This window comes from Chitinophaga sp. H8, assembly GCF_040567655.1.
In the GTDB taxonomy this organism is placed as follows: domain Bacteria; phylum Bacteroidota; class Bacteroidia; order Chitinophagales; family Chitinophagaceae; genus Chitinophaga; species Chitinophaga defluvii.
Genome location: NZ_JBEXAC010000002.1, coordinates 3,151,294 through 3,170,334, shown reverse-complemented (window position 1 = coordinate 3,170,334; position 19,041 = coordinate 3,151,294). Strand labels below are relative to the sequence as shown.

Genomic DNA, 19,041 nt, shown 5'->3' with positions numbered 1-19,041 from the left:
TGTACTATTCAATCCTGATCTCACTTAATGCCGGATTGTTGATAAAGCCCGGATCTGTAAGCGTATTCAGGAAGAAATACAATTCTCTTTTTTCCTTTTCGCTGAGAGGAATGCCATTCCGTACTAATGGATCTGTGGTATCCGTTTGTTCTACTCCATGGTCATAAAATTCAAATACTTTGGTAATATCAAAGAAACGCCCATCATGCATATATGGTGGGCTTTTAAGAATATTCCGCAGAGAAGGCACCTTAAATTTCAGTTTATCGCCGGTACTGTTGGTAATTCGCATGCGGCCTACATCATTGAGGGCTGGCAGATAGGGTAAGCCATTGCTGCGATAACTGAGATCGGTAAACAAGGGTTCTTTGTGGCAGGTTGCACATTTTTGCTGGAAAGTAGCATAGCCTCCCTGTTCTTCCGGCGTAAAACTAACCCCTGGCGCTTTACGCATGACGCTGTCATACTTGGACTCTCCGGATATCATGGTAGCCATAAACTGCACCAACGCTTTAAACAACCGCTCACTGTTAATTTCCTCTGAACCAAAGGCAGCTTTAAATTTTTGCCTGTACCCGGCATCTGCCTGTAAACGAGCAATCAACCGGCTCAGATCTTCCCCCATTTCATTGGGATCAGTAATAGGCGTGAGTGGCTGCATTTCCAGGTGATTAACGCCACCATCCCACATAAATTCCTTTTGCCATATCAGATTAAACAAAGAGGGTACTGTACGGAAGCCTATCCGGCTGTCAATACCGTGGCTCAAGGCATGATCAAAGTGGCCAAATGCAGCAAATTGCTGGTGACAAAAACCACAGGAAATAGTGCTATCCCGGGAAAGCCGGTCATCATAAAATAAATACCGCCCTAATGCAATACCCTCTCTTGTCAATTGATTTTTCGAAAAATCATATACCGGGGCGGGAAAGCCAGGAGGTAACTTCAAAACATAAGGTACAGGGCCGATATTACTGCTCTCCCCGTTACGACGGCAAGCCCAGGATAATACCAACAGGAACAGGCAGAATATTCCCAAGAAACATGTTGCTTTCCTGTACATCACAATGTATTATTGATTTTGGTATAGCTGTATTTAATTCAAAACACTTTTGATGGCAAACATTTTCCGGTAATTGTCGGCGATCTTCATTGCATCTGCACCAGGCACATGGCAGGCCGCAAACTCCTTAAAGCTGATGCGGTTCGGTTGATCAAACCAGGTATAGGCATCTGCGGTTACACTCACCTCTGGTATCTTTCCTTTGTCTACATTGACCGGTTCAGGAAAGCCCAGGGTTACCTGCCGCAAAGCATTTGTAGTACCTTTAAATCCTCCCACATGAAATTCCAGCAGATTCATCGTCGCATTGGAGACTGGTGATGTACCCTCCAGTTTGGCCATAATATAGCCACTATTCCAGGTCCAGAACATCCCGTTAGCCGGGTCTAATGCGCCGCTTTGCACCCCGCTTACATTGCGCGTACTATCTACGCCTATCCACCAGGAAATCCCCTTATATATCCCCGCAGGAACACCATCCAGCAAGATAGTCTTTGATCCCGGCTTCGCTTCATCTATCAGAAAATAAGCTGCTGGTTCTAGTACCACACTGGATCCATCCGTTTTTATTAATGAAAAATTACTCAGGTAGTATTTAAAGGTGGTAATGTTAAAAGATTCTCCTGCTGCATTTTTGTAGGTGGTGTTACCGAGTACTAATGGCTGCGTATTTACGAGGTGCGAAAAGGAGAGCTGTATAGTATCAGCAGGTGCAGGAGGCATTCCTTTTCCGGTATCACTTTTTGAGCAGGAAGTGAAGATGGCCGACAGGCTAAAAATTCCTGCAACCACCCAGGGCATGGTTATAAAATTCCGCAAAATCATAGTAATGCTTTCTGGTATTAAGTTACGATGATTTCGCGGAATTCCTGGATATAATTAGCTTCTCTTATAGCCTCTCCAGCCAAAGAAGAATACTACTACAAAACAAATTAACGGAACAACATAGGAAACAGCCGTACCTTCCTTATCCGCGATCAATCCCATCACCACAGGCACTAAAGCACCTCCTACAATGGACATGATCTGGAAAGAGGCCCCTTTTTTGGTATTTGCGCCCAATCCCTTGATCCCTAATGCGAAAATAGTCGGGAACATGATAGACATAAAGAAGAAGGTACCAATTAAAGCATAGGAAGCCACTGCACCATTTCCGGTCATTACCACTGCACACAAAACAATATTGATCACCGCATAAAGTGTCAATAACTTATTAGGTGCAATTGTTCGCATCAACGCTGTTCCTACAAAGCGTCCGCCCACAAACAATCCCAATCCCACAGAAAGTAAAAAGGAACCTTCCTGGCTGGAAGTGCCGGCCCAGTATTCTGTTACATAGTTAATAAACAAGGCCCCTACACCTACCTGTGCAGCAACATAAAAGAATTGCGCAATGATAGACCATACGAAATGCTTATGCGCAAACAAGGGGCGTGTATCCGCTTCCACTTCCGGTCCTTCTACCTTATCTTCCTTTATTTCAGGTAAAGGTGTTCTGTAAAAAAAGCCAGCGATCAACAGTACAATGACACCTATGATCACATAGGTCAATTGCACGGAAGACAAGTCATTTGTATTTTCACCAAAGAAAAGTGCACCGCCGATAATGGGGCCTAAAAAGGAACCCAGACCATTAAAACACTGCGACAGGTTTAATCTTTGTTCAGAAGTTTCTTTGGGGCCTAAAACAGTAACGTAGGGATTAGCCGCCGTTTCCAGAAAAGCAAGCCCGCTGGCCAGAATAAATAATGCCAGTAAAAAAGAATCAAAACTGGTGAAATGTGCTGCCGGATAAAACAGGAAAGCACCTATTGCATACAGCAACAGCCCTAAAATAATCCCTCTCTTATACCCGTACTTATTCATCAGCAACCCGGCAGGGAATGCCATCAGGAAATAAGCACCAAAATAGGCTGCCTGCAAAAGGGTAGACCTCATTTTAGTGATGTTCAACACTTCCTGGAAATGCTTATTCAATACATCTAACAGGCCATAAGCAAGGCCCCATAAAAAAAACAAGCTGGTTACCAGTATAAAGGGTATTAAATAACTACCCTGCTTTGCATTAGTACTGGTATAGGTGGAATTACCGACTGCGCCTCCGGCCATAACGGGTGAATTTATATGTTTACAATTAAAACGTGCTGTTTCAGAGCTGTGAGCCTCTAGCTAAGCGCTATCAGCTGTTTATCTTTCAGTTGATCATTATTATTTATTTAAAGCATCCGGAAGCAGGCGGACTGATAGCCGTAGCTAGTTAACCGATCTGTCCAAATGTGTATATCCTCCATCTACATATACTATTTGTCCGGTAGTATGTGATGACTTTGGAGATAATAAAAACACCGTCATATTACCAATCTCTTCCGCAGTAGTCATTCTTTTTTCAAGTGGTATATGCTTTACAATCGCAGCCAGTTTTTCTTTGGGATTAGGTAAAGAGTTAATCCATGTTTCGTATAATGGTGTCCATACTTCAGCAGGGATCACTGTATTTACACGAATAGCATATGGTAGCATTTCCACGGCCCATTCTCTTGTTAAAGCATTAATGGCTCCTTTTGAAGCGGCATACCCCGAAGTGTTTCCCTGACCGGTATCCGCTACTTTTGATCCGATATTTACAATATTTCCCCTTGTTTCTTTGAGATAGGGTAAGGCATAATGTGCCAGGTTATAATAGTGTGACAAATTATTTTGCAGTGATGTCATGAATTTTTCCGGAGAACCATTTTCCAGCCCAACGCCATCATTGGCTCCTGCATTATTCACCAGACCATCAATTTTCCCATATTGGTCTACCGTTAAGGCGATCACTTTTTTGCAGTCTTCTACTTTACCCAGTTCAGCAGTAATGGCAAATGCCCTTCCGCCCGTTTTTACAATTTCATCCACTGTTTTATTGTTATCCGCTGCATTTCGGCCTGCTATTACCACTATTCCCCCTTCTTCAGCTATCAGCTTAGAAATAGCTTCTCCAATCCCTTTGGCACCGCCTGTAACAATAATCACTTTATCATGTAATCCTAAGTTCATAACTGGTTTCCCGTTTTAATATTTATAACTTATAAAAATTCACTGCATTCTCTCCCATAATACCGTGCTGTTCTGCATCAGTTAATGCGCTGATATAATCCGTCAATAAAGCCTTTACCCGGCCATAATCACCAGCTACCAGACATACCGGCCAATCCGATCCAAACATCATCCGTTCAGGTCCAAATGCCTCTAATACCACATCCAGAAATGGTTTAAAATCTGCCGGCTGCCATTGTTGCCAGTCAGCTTCTGTGACCATACCACTCACTTTACAGTGCACATGTGGAGATTGCGCAATTTTCCGCATGCTGGCTGCCCAGTCCTTTATATCGCCTGTCTTAAAATATGGCTTTGCCATATGATCAATAACCAGTCTTTGCTCCGGGAACTTTTCTACAAATTTTTCCACAGCTGGCAGCTGTGTGGGGTATACGAGAATATCATATGTAAAATCATGTACAGCCAGCGCTTTAACACCATTGCAAAAGTCTTCTCTCAGCAGAAACATATTGTCCGGTTCTGCCTGTACAATATGCCTGAAACCTTTTAGCTTCTTTTCAGCAGCAAAATGAGATAAGCGTGCTGCAATATTTGCCGCGCGAAGATCTACCCAGCCTACTACTCCTTTTACAAAATCGTGTTCTTCAGCAGCTTTCAGTAAAAAAAAGGTTTCTTCTTCAGACTGGTCAGCTTGTACAGCAACACATCCGTCCACCTGATTGGCAGCCAGAACAGGAGCCAGATCTTCCGGCAGGAAATTACGCTGGATAACCTTCATATCATCCGTGATCCAGGCATCCCTTACCGGATTATAATGCCAGAAATGCTGATGCGCATCTATAACTGCACTCATAAAGAAAATATCTGTTTCATCATTACCCATTTTTCACCAGGCTGAGCACCGGATATTGCCTGCTGGAATTTCCACATATACTGTTCCCATTTCTGCACGATAGGGTCACTTGCATCCATAGCCGCTTTGCGCTCTGCAGAAAAGGTCTCGTCCACTTCCATAATCATAAACAAACGGTTGGAAAAACGATATATATCCATTACTGTAATTCCGCTATCCTGAATGCTTTTCTTTATTTCCGGCCATATATTCTTATGGATAGCCTCATACTCCGCTATCAGCGCAGGGTCATCTACCAGATCCAGTGCCAAACAAAACCTTTCCATGTATTTTATGATTATCGATGATCAATTTAAGGCCAACAAAAAAGCAGGTACAATCCTCCTCCTGCTTTCCTGTTGGCCTCAGGTAAAACTATTTGTAAGCTACTGCCACCTGACGGGAAGTACCTAATCCGTCAATTCCCAATTCTATGACATCGCCCTCTTTAATAAATACTTGTGGATTCATCCCTAATCCCACACCTGCAGGAGTACCTGTAGAAATTACATCTCCGGGCAGCAAGCTCATAAACTGGCTCAGATAAGAAACAACGTAAGGAACATTAAAAATGAAGTCAGAAGTAGAGCCGTTTTGCATCATCTTGCCATTCACGGTAAGCCATAAACGTACATTATTAATGTCTCCGATTTCATCTTTGGTAACCAGCCAGGGGCCTAATGGTGCAAAGGTGTCACAGCTTTTACCTTTTACCCACTGACCACCTCTTTCCAATTGGAAGGCTCTTTCACTGTAGTCGTTATGCAAACAATAACCAGCTACGTAATCCATGGCATCCTTTTCTTCCACATGGCTTGCTTTCTTTCCAATTACCACTACCAATTCTACTTCCCAGTCAGTTTTCTGGCTATTCTTTGGAATAACCAGGTTATCATTTGGCCCTACCAGGGAAGAAGTGCTCTTAAAAAACACGATAGGTTCCTGCGGAATCTGTGCATTGGTTTCCCGGGCATGATCGGCATAGTTCAAGCCAATGCAAATGATCTTGGAAGGCCGTTGTATAGGTGATCCCAGACGGGTACCTTCAGGCACCGGAGCACAGTCTTTTCCATTTACGGCCCACCATTGTGCCAAACGATCCAAACCATTTGTTTCAAAAAAACGCTCGCCGAAATCTTCTCCAAAAGCGCTTACGTCAAACATACCTGCCGCAGTAACTACGCCCGGTTTTTCTTCTCCTGGTAATCCAAACCTGATCAGTTTCATTTGAATATTTTTGTACTTTTTTAAAAATGATTATTGTTATTGTGCATCCGCTTTAATAATAGCTTTCAGCGGTGTTAGTTGCAAACGTCCTTTTTCCACGCGTATTTCAGTAACGCCTTCAAACTTATCATCCTTCATCATACCGAATATACAGTGATCCTGCTCGGCTGTTAACTGAATTACCGGTTTAAACCCATGTGGTACTCCTACCCTTTCTTTTTTATTGGCACCGCCGAACTCAGTATACAAGTCGGCCGAATCTTTTCCAGCCACTTCCTTTACTTCTACAATAAAGTCAGCAATGATCTTGCCTGACTGGAAGTTCTTCTGATAGTGATTTGTTGTTTCACCTGTTGTAGTTACTTTACCCAATCCCAGATCATTTTCCACATACTCCCAGATAGCTTTAGGGGGTGTACTTACATGAAATATTTTCAGATCTGTGCCATCCTGACTGGCATGAAAGTACCTGACTCCTTTATTATCTTTTATAACACCTATGTAGCAGCTATTCGGTTTATCCCATACTGTTCTGTACAAATCAGCATCCTGCATACCTGTAGCGATGGCCAGGTCAAATTCTTTTTCTTTTACCAGGGTATCAATGGTAAACCGGATCTTCACCAATTGTACCGCTTTATCCTTATCCGCAAATGATACCTGGATCGTACCAGCCGGCTGCGCTGGCACCAGCTTATCAACGGCAGCTGTATCTTCTTTTCCTTCCTGCCTTGTGCCAGATGATTGGCAAGCGGCCATACCTAATCCGGCCAGCATTATTATCACCTTACTGATGTGTCTCATAATGGAACATTTATTTGACTGCAATATAAAAGCAATTATAATGGCATCGCAGCCAATACAATCACAGTAGTATATATTCAGATAGCCTACTGCGTTCCTGCTTTCATTACTCTTCTTAAATATTAGTTATTCAATGTGATAAAACCACCATCAATCGGATAATCAGTTCCGGTAATAAAACCAGCTTCATCAGAACACAGATAAAGTGCCAGACTACCTATTTCTGCTGGTTTAGCCATACGGCCTATTGGTTGTGTCTTGCTTAATTTCTCAAACATCTCTGGTTCCCTGCCCGGATAATTTTTGGCCAGAAAGCCATCTACGAATGGAGTGTGAACACGTGCCGGTGAGAGACTATTGCAGCGGATATTATCATGAATATAATCCTTTGCAACAGAAAGCGTCATGGTAAAGACAGCTCCCTTACTCATGGAATAAGCAAAACGATCAGGGATACCTACACTGGCAGCAATAGAAGCTACATTTAATATTACCCCGCCTCCCTGCGCTTTCATTTGTTTGATCACGGCATATAAACAGTTATAAGTACCCTTTATATTTACACTATATATCCTGTCAAGATCCTGCTCAGAAGTATTCTCCAGGTTGCCAACGTGTGCTATGCCTGCACAGTTTACCAATATGTCTAAACGCCCATTAGCTTTGATAATACCATCCATTGTGCTTACCACCACAGCCTGGTCAGCTACGTTACAGGCATGCACCTGGGCTTTACCACCTGCAGCCACAATTTCTGCTACCGTTGCTTTCCCTCCTTCTTCATTGAGTTCCAGTATATGTACATCGGCTCCCTGTGTGCCGAAGCATTTTGCAATTGCTTGTCCAATACCGCTACCACCTCCGGTAATAACAGCCACTTTATGATCTAATCTGAACATGTTCATCGTGAAATTTTAAGGGTTCTAAAATACCTATTTTATTATGGGTAATACGATCCTTTTTTAACCGTATTTTGTACTTTCTTGCCCAATTTTAAGAATATTCAATAATTTTCTGTCAAATAATCACCTATCTCTCATTTTGGCGCATATGAAAACACCAATAAGCTCCTTCTATAAAGCAGTTTTATTTGCCTTCTTTATCATCACCAGCCACGTACTTTGGGCACAACCTATTCCACTTAATAAATATGGGCTGGAAATAGTAGACCAGATTGCATTATATAAACAACTAATAAGAAAAGACAGTAACCAACGTCTCGTAGATGTTACTGCGTATATTCCCGGAATACTAACAGATGTAAGATATGCTACAACAAATAATTTTACTAAAAAACAACTATATAATTATCCGGCGGTATATCTGCGGCTCCCTGCCGCGAAAGCATTAAAAGCGGTACAGGCTTCCTTAAGCCAGATGGGATTAGGCCTTAAAATATTTGATGGATACCGCCCTTATCAGGTAACAGAAAAAATGTGGGAAACAGTGCAGGATGACCGGTATGCCGCTGACCCCAAAAAAGGTTCCGGGCATAACCGGGGCGTGGCAGTAGATCTTACAATCATAGTATTAAAAACGGGCCTGGCATTAGACATGCCAACTGACTTCGATGATTTTACCGCAAAAGCGCACTTTAGCTATCTACCTGCCGACAGCAACATACTGGCTAATCGTACCCTGCTTAGATCGATGATGGAGCAACATGGGTTCCGGGCCCTGGAAACAGAATGGTGGCATTATTACCTGCCTGATTACAAAGCATATCCATTGATAGATATTTCTTTTGAGCTGTTAGCAATTAGCCTTTAGCTACTAGCTTCAATAAAATAAGCTAACGGCTAAAGGCTAACAGCTAATTGCTAGTATATTTTATTTAAGGCATCCACATAAGCATTTACAGATGCGTTCACAATATCTGTTGAGTAGCCGAAACCATAAAAAGTCTGACCACTATATTTCACGCTCATATTTACTTTACTCACATCCTCACTACCACCACGCATAGACTGAATACTGAATTCATCCAGCAGAATATCGTCTTTAATAATTTCATGAATCGCGTTGAGCGTCGCATTTACAGGGCCATTACCCGCAGCACTGGCTTCCTTCACTTCACCATTCACCTGCAATCTTACTGTGGCCATCGGGCGTAAGGGATCACCACATACTACCTGTAACAATACTACTTTAATGGCTTTGTCATCATAATTCTTTATATCCCCATCCCCCATCAATTGCAACAGATCGTGATCCTCAATTTCTTTCTTCTGATCTGCCATGGCCAGGAAGCGATGATATACTTCATCGAGATTAATTTTGTCCAGTTTATATCCCAGACGCTCCAGATGGTGTTTTAAAGCATGACGGCCACTACGTGCAGTAAGGATAATAGAATTAGAATTGATACCCACATCTTCCGGATTCAGTATTTCATAGTTCTCACGGTGTTTCAATACACCATCCTGGTGAATACCGGAGCTATGTGCAAAAGCGTTGCGGCCTACAATTGCTTTGTTCGGCTGTACCGGCATACGCATCATTGTAGAAACCAGGTTGCTGATCTCATATATCCCTTTCGAGTTAATACCGGTAGCATATCCCAGTGCGTGGTGTGTTTTCAGTACCATCGCTACTTCTTCCAGAGAGGTATTCCCGGCACGTTCGCCAATACCATTAATGGTACATTCTACCTGGCGTGCACCATTAATTACCCCGGCAATAGAGTTGGCCGTAGCTAAACCAAGATCATTATGGCAATGCACGGAAATAATGGCTTTATCTATATTAGACACATGATCCACCAGGTATTTGATCTTTGCACCATACTGATCCGGCAAACAATAGCCGTTAGTATCCGGGATATTCACCACAGTTGCACCGGCACTGATCACAGCTTCAATCATCCTGGCCAGATATTCATTGTCTGCACGGCCTGCGTCTTCTGCATAAAATTCAACATCATCGCAAAAACGGCGGGCATATTTCACAGCATCTGCCGCACGTTTCAGTATTTCATCGCGGGTGCTGTTAAACTTATATTTGATATGCATATCGGAGGAGCCAATACCGGTGTGGATCCGCTTACGTTTGGCAAAGCGCAGCGCATCTGCCGCGGCGTCAATATCCATCGTATTGGCACGGGTAAGTGCACAGATAACTGGCTCTGTAACAGCCTTGGAAATCTCTACCACGCTTTGGAAGTCGCCCGGACTGGAAATAGGAAACCCGGCTTCAATAATATCTACGCCTAAGGCCTCTAGTTTTTTGGCTATTTCAATTTTTTCAACGGTAGTTAACTGGCAGCCAGGGACCTGCTCGCCATCACGCAAAGTGGTATCAAATATATATACGCGGTTCTTGTCCATAATAAATTGAATGAAGGGAATACTATTACAGGAATACTTTTCCCGTGAATGAATCTGATTAGTTGTTAAATGTTGTTAGCTAAGGTTTTCTAAAACTTTGGCCCCCATGGCATCCGTACCCATAATAAAACTGTTGACGGTATGTTTGTTGGCAATATCCATAGTACGGAAGCCTTGTTTTAAAGTGGCGTCCACCGCCTTTATTACCCGTTGTGATTCCGTTTTCAAACCAAAAGAGATATCAAGCAGCAGCGCAGCCGACAGAATAGAGGCCAGCGGATTTGCCAGACCTTTGCCTGCAATATCATGGGCAGAACCGTGTATTGGTTCATAAAACCCTACTTTATCTCCCACCGAAGCAGATGCCAGCATCCCCATGGAGCCTGCTATCTGTGAGGCTTCATCTGTGAGGATATCTCCAAACAGATTACCGGTGAGGACCACATCAAAGCGCTTGGGATCCTTTATCAGCTGCATTGCCGCATTGTCAATGAACATATGTTCAGTTTCCACATCCGGATATTCTTTGGCCACTTCCTGAACAACCGCTCTCCACAAACGGCTGCTCTCCAGTACATTGGCCTTATCTACCGAGCAAAGCTTATTTCTCCGGGTGCGCGCTGCTTCATAAGCCTTCCGGGCAATGCGTTCTATTTCATACCTGTGATAAATCATCAGATCTGAAGCAGTATTTTTATCTTCTGTCAATTTTTTCTCTCCAAAGTATACATCTCCTGTAAGTTCCCTGAAGAACAAAATATCTGCTCCCCTGAGTATCTCGGGCTTGATACTGGAAGCCTCCAGCAGCTCATCAAACAATCTGATAGGGCGCAGGTTGGCATATAGGCCCAGTTCCTTTCTGATCTTTAGTAACCCTTGCTCCGGCCTTACCTTCAGTGTAGGATCATTATCATATTTAGCATGGCCAATAGCCCCAAATAAGATAGCATCACTGTTCCTTGCTTTCAGCAGTGTTTCTTCCGGCAGGGGATCTCCTGTAGCTTCAATCGCTACATGTCCCATAATACCTTCTTCAAATGTGAAAGTGTGTTTAAAGTTCTTTGCAATCGTCATTAAAACTTTCTGTCCCCATGCGGTTACTTCCTGGCCAATGCCATCACCGGGAATCACTAAGATCTTTTTGTCAACGCCCATTTTTTGTTTGTTAAAGCTTTGAGCCATGAGCTTTGAGCTACGAGCTCATGGCTCGAAGCTCAAAGCTCGTAGCTAATTAAAAATTATATTCCCTGCCCGCTTCATAAGCAACTACTTCGTTGCGCAGACTCAGTAAATAATCGATATCATCATATCCATTGAGCAAACAGGTCTTTTTGTAAGGATTAATATCAAACTGTTCCTGTTCTCCGGTAGTTGTTATTTTAATGAACTGGTTTTCCAGATCAATTTCCAGTGTAGTAGCAGCGTTTGCTTCAATAGCCTTAAATATTTTATCCAGGTATTCCTCACTCACCTGAATAGGTAAAATGAAGTTATTAAGTGCATTATTCTTGAAGATATCTGCAAAGAAACTGCTTACCACTACTTTAAAACCATAATCTCCCAGTGCCCAGGCAGCATGTTCCCGTGAAGACCCGCATCCAAAATTCTTTCCTGCTACCAGTATACGCCCACTGTATTGCTGGCTATTCAGCACAAACTCCGGTTTCGGGGTGTTATTAGCATCAAAACGCCAGTCACGGAACAGGTTTTCACCAAAGCCCTCTCTTGTGGTAGCTTTCAGAAAACGTGCAGGAATGATCTGATCCGTGTCAATGTTCTCAATTGGTAAGGGTACCGCTTTTGAAACAAGATGTTGAAATTTTTTGCTCATATCTTAATAATGACCTCCCCCATTTTTATATTGTTATTATTATATGTTACGCTTTCACTGCTATTAACCGCAGTCTTACGTACTCAGAATACCACCTGCCATTCCGGAAATTGGTAGGATAAAGATCATGCTGTACCTGTTGCATAATATCATACTGATCTTTTTCCGGAACGTTTTCAAAAAAGTGGTTCCCAAACATTTTCAGCCAATCGATAATCCCGTTTTCAGGATCTGCCAGTTGTGTAATCCGGTCAAAGTAATTTACCTGGTTCACCCGGAAACCAGCCTGTTCCAATAAAGTGGTGTATTCTCCTACAGAAGGGAAATACCAGAAAGGCCTGTAGGAGTATCCATGCAACTGCATCGCTTTTTCCAGGGCAGTAAGAATATCGCTCACATTGCCTTTACCTCCCATTTCCATTACCAGCCGGCCTCCTTTCTTCAAATGAGCATACATGCGGGCAATAGCCATTTCTTTTTCGCGCACCCAATGCAGGGTAGCATTGGAGAAGATTGCATCATATTGCCCTGGTAGCGTGAAGCTGGTCGCATTTCCTACCACAAACTCCACATTAGGATAGTGAACGCTGGCGGTAGATATCATGGCAGGGGAACTATCCATGCCCGTTACTTTTGCTCCGCTGGCAGCCAGCCTGGCGGTTAGTTCTCCGGTACCACACCCCAGGTCCAGTATTCTTTCGCCTGCCTTGGGCTGCAGCCATTCAATCAAACTATTACCATATTCAAATACAAAAGCATGTTTTTCCTTGTAGAGGCTGGCGTTCCATTGTTTCATGATCTTTGGCTTTTAGCAATTAATCCTTTACTTTATTTGCATCTCCACTCCGGGGGTTCGAATCCCGCATTCTCCGCAACCTCCTGTTAATCTTTAGACCATTTCCCGTACATCCATCACTTTACCGGCAATGGCTGCTGCAGCTGCTGTTAGCGGACTTGCCAGGAAGGTGCGTGCATTGGGTCCCTGACGGCCTTCAAAATTTCTGTTGGAAGTAGATATACAGTACATACCAGCAGGTATTTTATCTTCATTCATCGCCAGACAGGCAGAACATCCCGGTTCGCGCAGCTGAAATCCGGCGGCGGCCAGCACTTTATCAATCCCTTCCGCCTTTGCCTGTGCCTCTACCTGTTTAGATCCCGGTACAATCCATACCACTACATCATCAGCTTTATGCTTACCTTTTACAAAATCAGCTACCAGCCGCAAATCTTCAATGCGGGAGTTAGTGCAGCTGCCAATGAATACATAATCCACTTTTTTACCCAGCAGGCCACTACCCGGCTCCAAAGCCATATAATCCAATGATTTCTTAAAAGAAGGACTTTCCTTAATATCCAACTCCTCCAGGGCTGGAATATGTTGTGTTACTCCCATGCCCATACCCGGATTGGTACCATAGGTTATCATAGGCTCTATATCTGCGGCATCAAAAGTAAGCACGGCATCAAACACAGCATCTTCATCAGAGTGCAGTGTTTTCCAATAAGCCAGTGACTTGTCCCAGTCCGCTCCCTGAGGGGCAAACTCCCTGCCTTTGATATAATCAAAAGTAACGTCGTCTGGTGCAATGATCCCTCCGCGGGCTCCCATTTCAATACTCATATTGCAAATGGTCATCCTTGCCTCCATGCTTAAACCCCGGATTGCCTCTCCGCAGTACTCTACAAAATACCCGGTGGCACCGGAAGCTGAAATCTTTGATATAATATATAAAATGATGTCCTTGGATAATACCCCCCGCTTTAATGTCCCATTCACTTCAATTTTCATACGTTTGGGCTTATACTGAAGTATACACTGGGTAGCCAGTACCTGCTCCACTTCCGAAGTACCTATGCCAAATGCAACTGTACCAAAGGCACCATGTGTGGAGGTATGACTATCCCCACATACAATGGTCATACCCGGAAGGGTAATGCCAAGTTCCGGTCCGATCACATGCACAATACCCTGGTAAGGATGTCCTAAACCGTATAATGCTACGCCAAATTCAGTGGTATTCTTAGTCAGCATTTCCACCTGTAACCGGCTTAATGCTTCCTTGATAGGCAGATGCTGATTTTCAGTGGGTACATTATGATCTGCCGTGGCGTGGGTTTTCTGAGGGCGGAAAACGGGAATACCTCTCTTCTTCAAACCATCAAATGCCTGTGGACTGGTCACCTCATGAATAAAATGAGTGTTGATGTACACCGCATCCGGAAATCCCGGTTTACTGGCCACCACATGGCTATCCCAAATTTTATCAAATAATGTTTTTCCCATCCGTAATTTCTTTTAATTTAAGCGCTTATACAGATAATCGCTACTTTTAAGCTTCCTTTTAAGATTATATCTCCAAATCTAACAGGCATTATTTAATTGCCCTATAGTTAAATTTGCTATAATTACGATCCTTAAAAGCATTTGACAGTCATTAATAAATTGACTATCAACTAATTATAATACTTTATTAACGATGCCCAACAGTCAGAACGACGCCTTATTCATATTAATAAAAACGCTCACCAAAGCTGAAAAACGCAATTTCCAGCTGGCTTTTAATAAAAACAATACCAAAGAAGATGTCCTTTTTATCCAGCTTTTCAATACCCTGGACAAAATGAAGGATTACGACGAAGAACAGATTCTCAAAAGAATACCGGATATTAAGAAGCAACAGCTATCCAATGTAAAGGCGCATCTTTATAAGCATCTGCTGACCAGCCTCCGCCTCCTGTTTAAGCAAAAAGACCCATTGATTGATCTTCGGGAGCAACTGGACTATGCCCGGGTACTTTACAGCAAAGGCCTCTACAACCAAAGCCTCAAGATCCTTGCGAAAGCTAAAACCATGGCCGAGGAACAGGAAGAAGTAATGCTGATTTATGAGATTATAGAATTTGAAAAGCTGATTGAGTCGCGCCATATTACGCGCAGCCTGGAAAACCGGGCCGATGTGCTCAGTGAGGAATCCCGTCGTATTGAACTACAATTATCAAGTACCAGTAAGCTATCTACGCTCTCCCTGCGCTTATACGGCCTGTATCTGAAACTAGGCCATGCCCGGGATGCTAAAGATGCCGCTATGGTACAATCCTTTTTTGAGGAAAACAAACCACATCTGCAAACACAGCAGATGAGCTTTTATGAAAGAATATACCTGTACCAGGCCTATAGCTGGTATTACTACATTTTGCAGGATTTTGTAATGTACTACCGCTATACCCAAAAATGGGTAGATCTGTTTTCTGAATATCCTTCCCTTCAGAAAACAGACAAAGACCTTTATATAAAAGCGATGCATAACCTGTTGACTGCACACTTTTATACCATGAACCACAGCAAGTTCCTCGTAGCATTGCAGGAACTGGATACTTTTATAAAAGCAAACGGGGAAAATTTTAATGAAAATACCCGTACGTCTGCTTTTGTATACTTCTATACAGCCCGGATCAATCTGCATTTCATGGAAGGATCCTTCCAAAACGGACTGTCCCTGGTACCTGAATTGGAAAACCAGATCGCAGAGCACCAGCTCAAAATTGACCAGCACCGCGTGTTGGTGTTTTACTACAAAATAGCCTGTTTGTATTTTGGCAGCGGGGATAATAACAAAGCAATCACCTATCTCAATAAAATCATAAACCTCCGCATAGGCAACCTGAGAGCCGACATACAGTGTTTTGCACGGATACTCCACCTGATTGCACACTATGAGCTGGAAAACTACAGCCTGGTTGAATATCTCATTAAGTCAGTATACCATTTCATTGCCAAAAACAAAGATCTCGGGCAGGTAATGGAAGAAATCCTGAAATTCCTGCGTAAGAATATCTATGCCAATCCCAAAGCATTGCGCAATGCTTTTATAGAATTAAAAGAAAAGCTGGAACAGATTTCCCAGGATCCTTATGAACGGCGCTCTTTCCTTTACCTGGACATTATATCCTGGCTGGAAAGCAAAATAGCGGGTATTCCGGTGCAAACAATCATTAACCGGAAATTCATCAACAAAGAAAAAAGGATCTGATAAAAGAGGGTGCAGCTTATTTTACTAATCCTCCGGATGCAGTACCCGCCAACCATCAGGCCCGTTGTAGGTATATAGCTGCTGCCTGCTTTTGGAACCATCCGGAAATATACATACTTCTGTGACCAGGTAAAGATTCCTGCTGATCTTTTGGCGAACGGGAAAAGCCCGCAATATATTTTTGAATACAGGAAATCCATTTTCCTGCAAGCTTTTTCTAAAGGACAACTCCAGTATTTCCGCAGTACGCTCTACGATTTCACCATCCTGATATAATTCATTCATACGTTTGAGCAACATACGTGCTTCTTCCTGAAAATCCTTGCAGGCAATTGCCTTTTCAATATTGTGTTCATCATAAGCATCTTCCAGACAAAGGATGGCTCCCTCCGGTGTGGAAAAGTCATGCGGAAAATAATCTACCCCCTCATCAATATTAAGTCCGGTGTTTTTATCAAAATCAGCTATTTCATTTTCAGATAACCGGTCCCGGATAGCCCTGATTGTATACCCTCCGATAAGACGGCCATCCTCCAGTATCATCCAATCTGCAATACTCCCGGCATCAATACCTATCTCCTGACCATCCTTTATGCTATTAACAAATTGAGGTTTATTACCTACGATACCAAATAAATTACCTTCTTCATCAAAGCTGGGGGAGGTTAACCAGATATACTCCTGCTTGCCCTTGTCTTCTATTTTCACCTTTACTGAAAAATAGGTTTGTTCGGGGCGGGGTAACAACAAACTTTCCCTGAAGTATTCAAGCGTAAGCCGGGCCTTTTCCATGGCATCATTCATCCGCTCATCATCATCTGCTATAGTCACAACACCCGGAGGTACTCCTCCGCTCGCTGCTTTTTCTGCATGCCCTGAACGACGTTTACCAAATAATCTCGAAAATAATCCCATATACCAGGTTTCAAAAAAGATACCTTGTTTAAGATAAAAATAAAAAAGTGAATTTCGAAGTTTTTTTATCTGCTTTTGCAGATCCGGGTAACTTATTGAATAGCTTCTTTCAGTGGCTCGTATGTGGGATATCTTTTGAAAAAGATCCAGATAGCAGCTCCCTGCATCAACACAATCGCAGCAAGATGCCATTTCCCAAGTATCATGAACAACAATATAAATGCAATCAATAATACCCAACGCAGGTGCTTATCGGGGTCGAGGCGGGCAAAATACAATAAGCTCCGGAAAAGTAACAATGCCGAAAAGGCCAGCAACAATACTTTTAACAGATCGGCCGGCACCAGATGATGCCAGGTATTGACCACTACCATAATATACTCCGGCAAAAACAGGACCAGATACAACAGTGCCATTGATAAATATCTCTCAGACAATGACACCGGCAGATTACGGGTGAACTGCAATTGCTGATCTTCAAAATTCCTGTGCTGGAATATCAGCATAACGTGCGCAATGGTACATAATAGTACACCCAGCAATACCATCCGGATATCATATATATCCTGCTTCATTAGCCCAAATGTAAGCAGGAGCACAAATCCCGAAAACAATTTAGTACTCAGCAACATACGCGCATGGCCCGTCAATAATTCATATAAATAATAAAGTGCAGGAGGTTTTCTGAAGTGCTTATTCAACCACTGATTAAAACAACCTGAAAATGCAGTAATATCCGTATTACGCAACTTCCTTTCATATGTCCATACAGCAATGACACACATCAGCAGGTTAAAAAAGCATATACTCACAACAGGTATATATAGCTGATAACGTAGAGCAACAATTATCGCTATCAGTGAATACAGCAATACCGGAAAATATATGGAGATATGAATACATACCAACAGGCTTCTCCTCCTGCCGGTATTGCAGCCGCCCAATGTACTATATAGAAATTCATATCCTCTTGTGCTGAGGGTTTTCACCACATAATTCACGCATTTTGCATTATATAAAAACCATAACCCTAATACCAGCAATAAAAAGCTGGTATTGAACAAAAACCCTTTCATCAGCGAAAGGTGATAGGATAAAAGCTGACTACTTTCTACAGTACCGAAGAGCAGATAAAATAATAAAAGAAAAAAAACGGTGTTCCTGGTATAGAACCGGTGTGTGAATACTTTGGTCAGAATGCCTAATGCTATGCCCATCTTATCTGTAAACAATGTTTTTATGCTCCACGGCAAGCGTTGCGGTTACCGGCAATACACCTGGTGGTATTGGCTGGTGTGAGGTAATACAGAAAGTAACACCATCATCATAACACTCCTGTATCAGGGTATATAACACGGGTAAAGTGGCAGTATCAATAGTAATAAGTGGCTCATCCAGCAATATAACTGCTGGTGTACCAATAAAAGCCAGTAATAATGATAATTTTTTAAGCATTCCGCTGGAATAGCTGCTTACCGGGTTCTCCACAAATGCATCAATGCCCAGCAAAGTGGCCATCCTCCCTGTCATTGTGGTATCTCCTCTCTTGGTCGTGTTATATAATCGGATAAGATCCTTTCCTGTCAGAAATCCGGGATATACTGGTTCTGCCTCTGCATAGTTAACCAGCTGACGATAACGCACCGGTTGTCTTTTACTGCTGACTTGTCCTTGCAGTATAATTTCCCCTTCAAAAGGAATCAGGCCGGCCAGCATTTTCATGCAGGTAGTTTTGCCAGCTCCATTTTGTCCCTGCAGCCAATAAATCCCTCCTTTCAGCACTAGTTGGTCAATTGCCAGCACTTCGAAGGAGCCATAAAACTTTCTAACTTTTTGCAATGTGATAACTGGTGCCTGCATAAAAATAAATGTACAGTTTTCAGACTATTAATCCACTTTTCCCATGTCAA

At 42.8% G+C, this 19,041-nt stretch carries 19 protein-coding genes; 2 read left to right on the top strand and 17 right to left on the bottom strand.

Annotation, left to right across the window (positions count from 1 at the left end; translation table 11 throughout):
• Window positions 1-4 precede the first annotated feature (4 nt).
• The 9 genes from ABR189_RS26670 to ABR189_RS26630 all read right to left on the bottom strand — a co-directional run bounded on the left by ABR189_RS26670 (window position 5) and on the right by ABR189_RS26630 (window position 7,930).
• Window positions 5-1,039: a cytochrome-c peroxidase gene (locus ABR189_RS26670; protein ID WP_354663549.1), complete on the bottom strand. Its 1,035-nt coding sequence runs from the start codon at window positions 1,037-1,039 to the stop codon at window positions 5-7.
• Between the two features lie 57 nt (window positions 1,040-1,096).
• Entirely contained in the window at window positions 1,097-1,888 is a 792-nt protein-coding gene (locus tag ABR189_RS26665) for an MbnP family protein (protein WP_354663548.1), read from the bottom strand.
• Between the two features lie 54 nt (window positions 1,889-1,942).
• Window positions 1,943-3,172 carry a sugar MFS transporter gene (locus ABR189_RS26660; RefSeq protein WP_354663547.1) on the bottom strand — a complete coding sequence of 410 codons (1,230 nt, stop codon included), beginning with the start codon at window positions 3,170-3,172 and terminating at the stop codon, window positions 1,943-1,945.
• A 144-nt stretch (window positions 3,173-3,316) separates the two neighbouring features.
• Window positions 3,317-4,099 carry an L-fucose dehydrogenase gene (locus ABR189_RS26655; protein ID WP_354663546.1) on the bottom strand — a complete coding sequence of 261 codons (783 nt, stop codon included), beginning with the start codon at window positions 4,097-4,099 and terminating at the stop codon, window positions 3,317-3,319.
• A gap of 22 nt (window positions 4,100-4,121) precedes the next feature.
• Entirely contained in the window at window positions 4,122-4,955 is an 834-nt protein-coding gene (locus ABR189_RS26650; protein WP_354663545.1) for an amidohydrolase family protein, read from the bottom strand.
• Complete coding sequence (locus tag ABR189_RS26645; protein ID WP_354663544.1) at window positions 4,952-5,281, bottom strand: L-rhamnose mutarotase; 330 nt, start codon at window positions 5,279-5,281, stop codon at window positions 4,952-4,954. Before ABR189_RS26645 ends, ABR189_RS26650 begins: the two co-directional genes overlap by 4 nt.
• A gap of 88 nt (window positions 5,282-5,369) precedes the next feature.
• Window positions 5,370-6,221 (bottom strand): fumarylacetoacetate hydrolase family protein, encoded by an 852-nt coding sequence (locus ABR189_RS26640; protein ID WP_354663543.1) that lies wholly within the window; start codon window positions 6,219-6,221, stop codon window positions 5,370-5,372.
• Between the two features lie 36 nt (window positions 6,222-6,257).
• Window positions 6,258-7,025 carry a hypothetical protein gene (locus ABR189_RS26635; protein ID WP_354663542.1) on the bottom strand — a complete coding sequence of 256 codons (768 nt, stop codon included), beginning with the start codon at window positions 7,023-7,025 and terminating at the stop codon, window positions 6,258-6,260.
• 122 nt (window positions 7,026-7,147) lie between these two features.
• Entirely contained in the window at window positions 7,148-7,930 is a 783-nt protein-coding gene (locus ABR189_RS26630; RefSeq protein ID WP_354663541.1) for an SDR family NAD(P)-dependent oxidoreductase, read from the bottom strand.
• A gap of 145 nt (window positions 7,931-8,075) precedes the next feature.
• On the opposite strand from ABR189_RS26630, the gene ABR189_RS26625 reads away from it, so the two are divergent.
• The gene (locus ABR189_RS26625) at window positions 8,076-8,795 is read left to right on the top strand and encodes a M15 family metallopeptidase (RefSeq protein ID WP_354663540.1); all 720 of its coding nucleotides are present in this window, start codon (window positions 8,076-8,078) and stop codon (window positions 8,793-8,795) included.
• Window positions 8,796-8,845: 50 nt separating this feature from the next.
• Here the strand turns inward: ABR189_RS26625 and ABR189_RS26620 are convergent, their stop codons facing one another.
• The 5 genes from ABR189_RS26620 to leuC form a co-directional block, all read right to left on the bottom strand.
• On the bottom strand, window positions 8,846-10,351 hold the full coding sequence (locus tag ABR189_RS26620) for a 2-isopropylmalate synthase (protein ID WP_354663539.1): 1,506 nt from the start codon (window positions 10,349-10,351) through the stop codon (window positions 8,846-8,848).
• Window positions 10,352-10,426: 75 nt separating this feature from the next.
• The gene (leuB, locus tag ABR189_RS26615; protein ID WP_354663538.1) at window positions 10,427-11,506 is read right to left on the bottom strand and encodes a 3-isopropylmalate dehydrogenase; all 1,080 of its coding nucleotides are present in this window, start codon (window positions 11,504-11,506) and stop codon (window positions 10,427-10,429) included.
• 76 nt (window positions 11,507-11,582) lie between these two features.
• Entirely contained in the window at window positions 11,583-12,182 is a 600-nt protein-coding gene (gene leuD / locus ABR189_RS26610; protein ID WP_354663537.1) for a 3-isopropylmalate dehydratase small subunit, read from the bottom strand.
• 46 nt (window positions 12,183-12,228) lie between these two features.
• Window positions 12,229-12,978 (bottom strand): class I SAM-dependent methyltransferase, encoded by a 750-nt coding sequence (locus ABR189_RS26605; protein ID WP_354663536.1) that lies wholly within the window; start codon window positions 12,976-12,978, stop codon window positions 12,229-12,231.
• Window positions 12,979-13,071: 93 nt separating this feature from the next.
• Window positions 13,072-14,469 (bottom strand): 3-isopropylmalate dehydratase large subunit, encoded by a 1,398-nt coding sequence (gene leuC, locus ABR189_RS26600; protein WP_354663535.1) that lies wholly within the window; start codon window positions 14,467-14,469, stop codon window positions 13,072-13,074.
• A gap of 193 nt (window positions 14,470-14,662) precedes the next feature.
• Here leuC and ABR189_RS26595 point away from each other — a divergent pair, with 193 nt between their 5' ends.
• Window positions 14,663-16,216: a hypothetical protein gene (locus ABR189_RS26595; protein ID WP_354663534.1), complete on the top strand. Its 1,554-nt coding sequence runs from the start codon at window positions 14,663-14,665 to the stop codon at window positions 16,214-16,216.
• Window positions 16,217-16,240: 24 nt separating this feature from the next.
• Here the strand turns inward: ABR189_RS26595 and ABR189_RS26590 are convergent, their stop codons facing one another.
• From ABR189_RS26590 to ABR189_RS26580, 3 genes are all read right to left on the bottom strand, one after another.
• Window positions 16,241-17,131, bottom strand: coding sequence for a YegJ family protein (locus ABR189_RS26590; RefSeq protein WP_354663533.1), 891 nt, complete (start codon window positions 17,129-17,131; stop codon window positions 16,241-16,243).
• Window positions 17,132-17,223: 92 nt separating this feature from the next.
• Window positions 17,224-18,384, bottom strand: a complete 1,161-nt coding sequence (locus ABR189_RS26585; protein ID WP_354663532.1) for a hypothetical protein — start codon at window positions 18,382-18,384, stop codon at window positions 17,224-17,226.
• Complete coding sequence (locus ABR189_RS26580) at window positions 18,350-18,991, bottom strand: ABC transporter ATP-binding protein (protein WP_354663531.1); 642 nt, start codon at window positions 18,989-18,991, stop codon at window positions 18,350-18,352. The genes ABR189_RS26585 and ABR189_RS26580 overlap by 35 nt, the downstream gene beginning before the upstream one ends.
• Window positions 18,992-19,041: the final 50 nt, after the last annotated feature.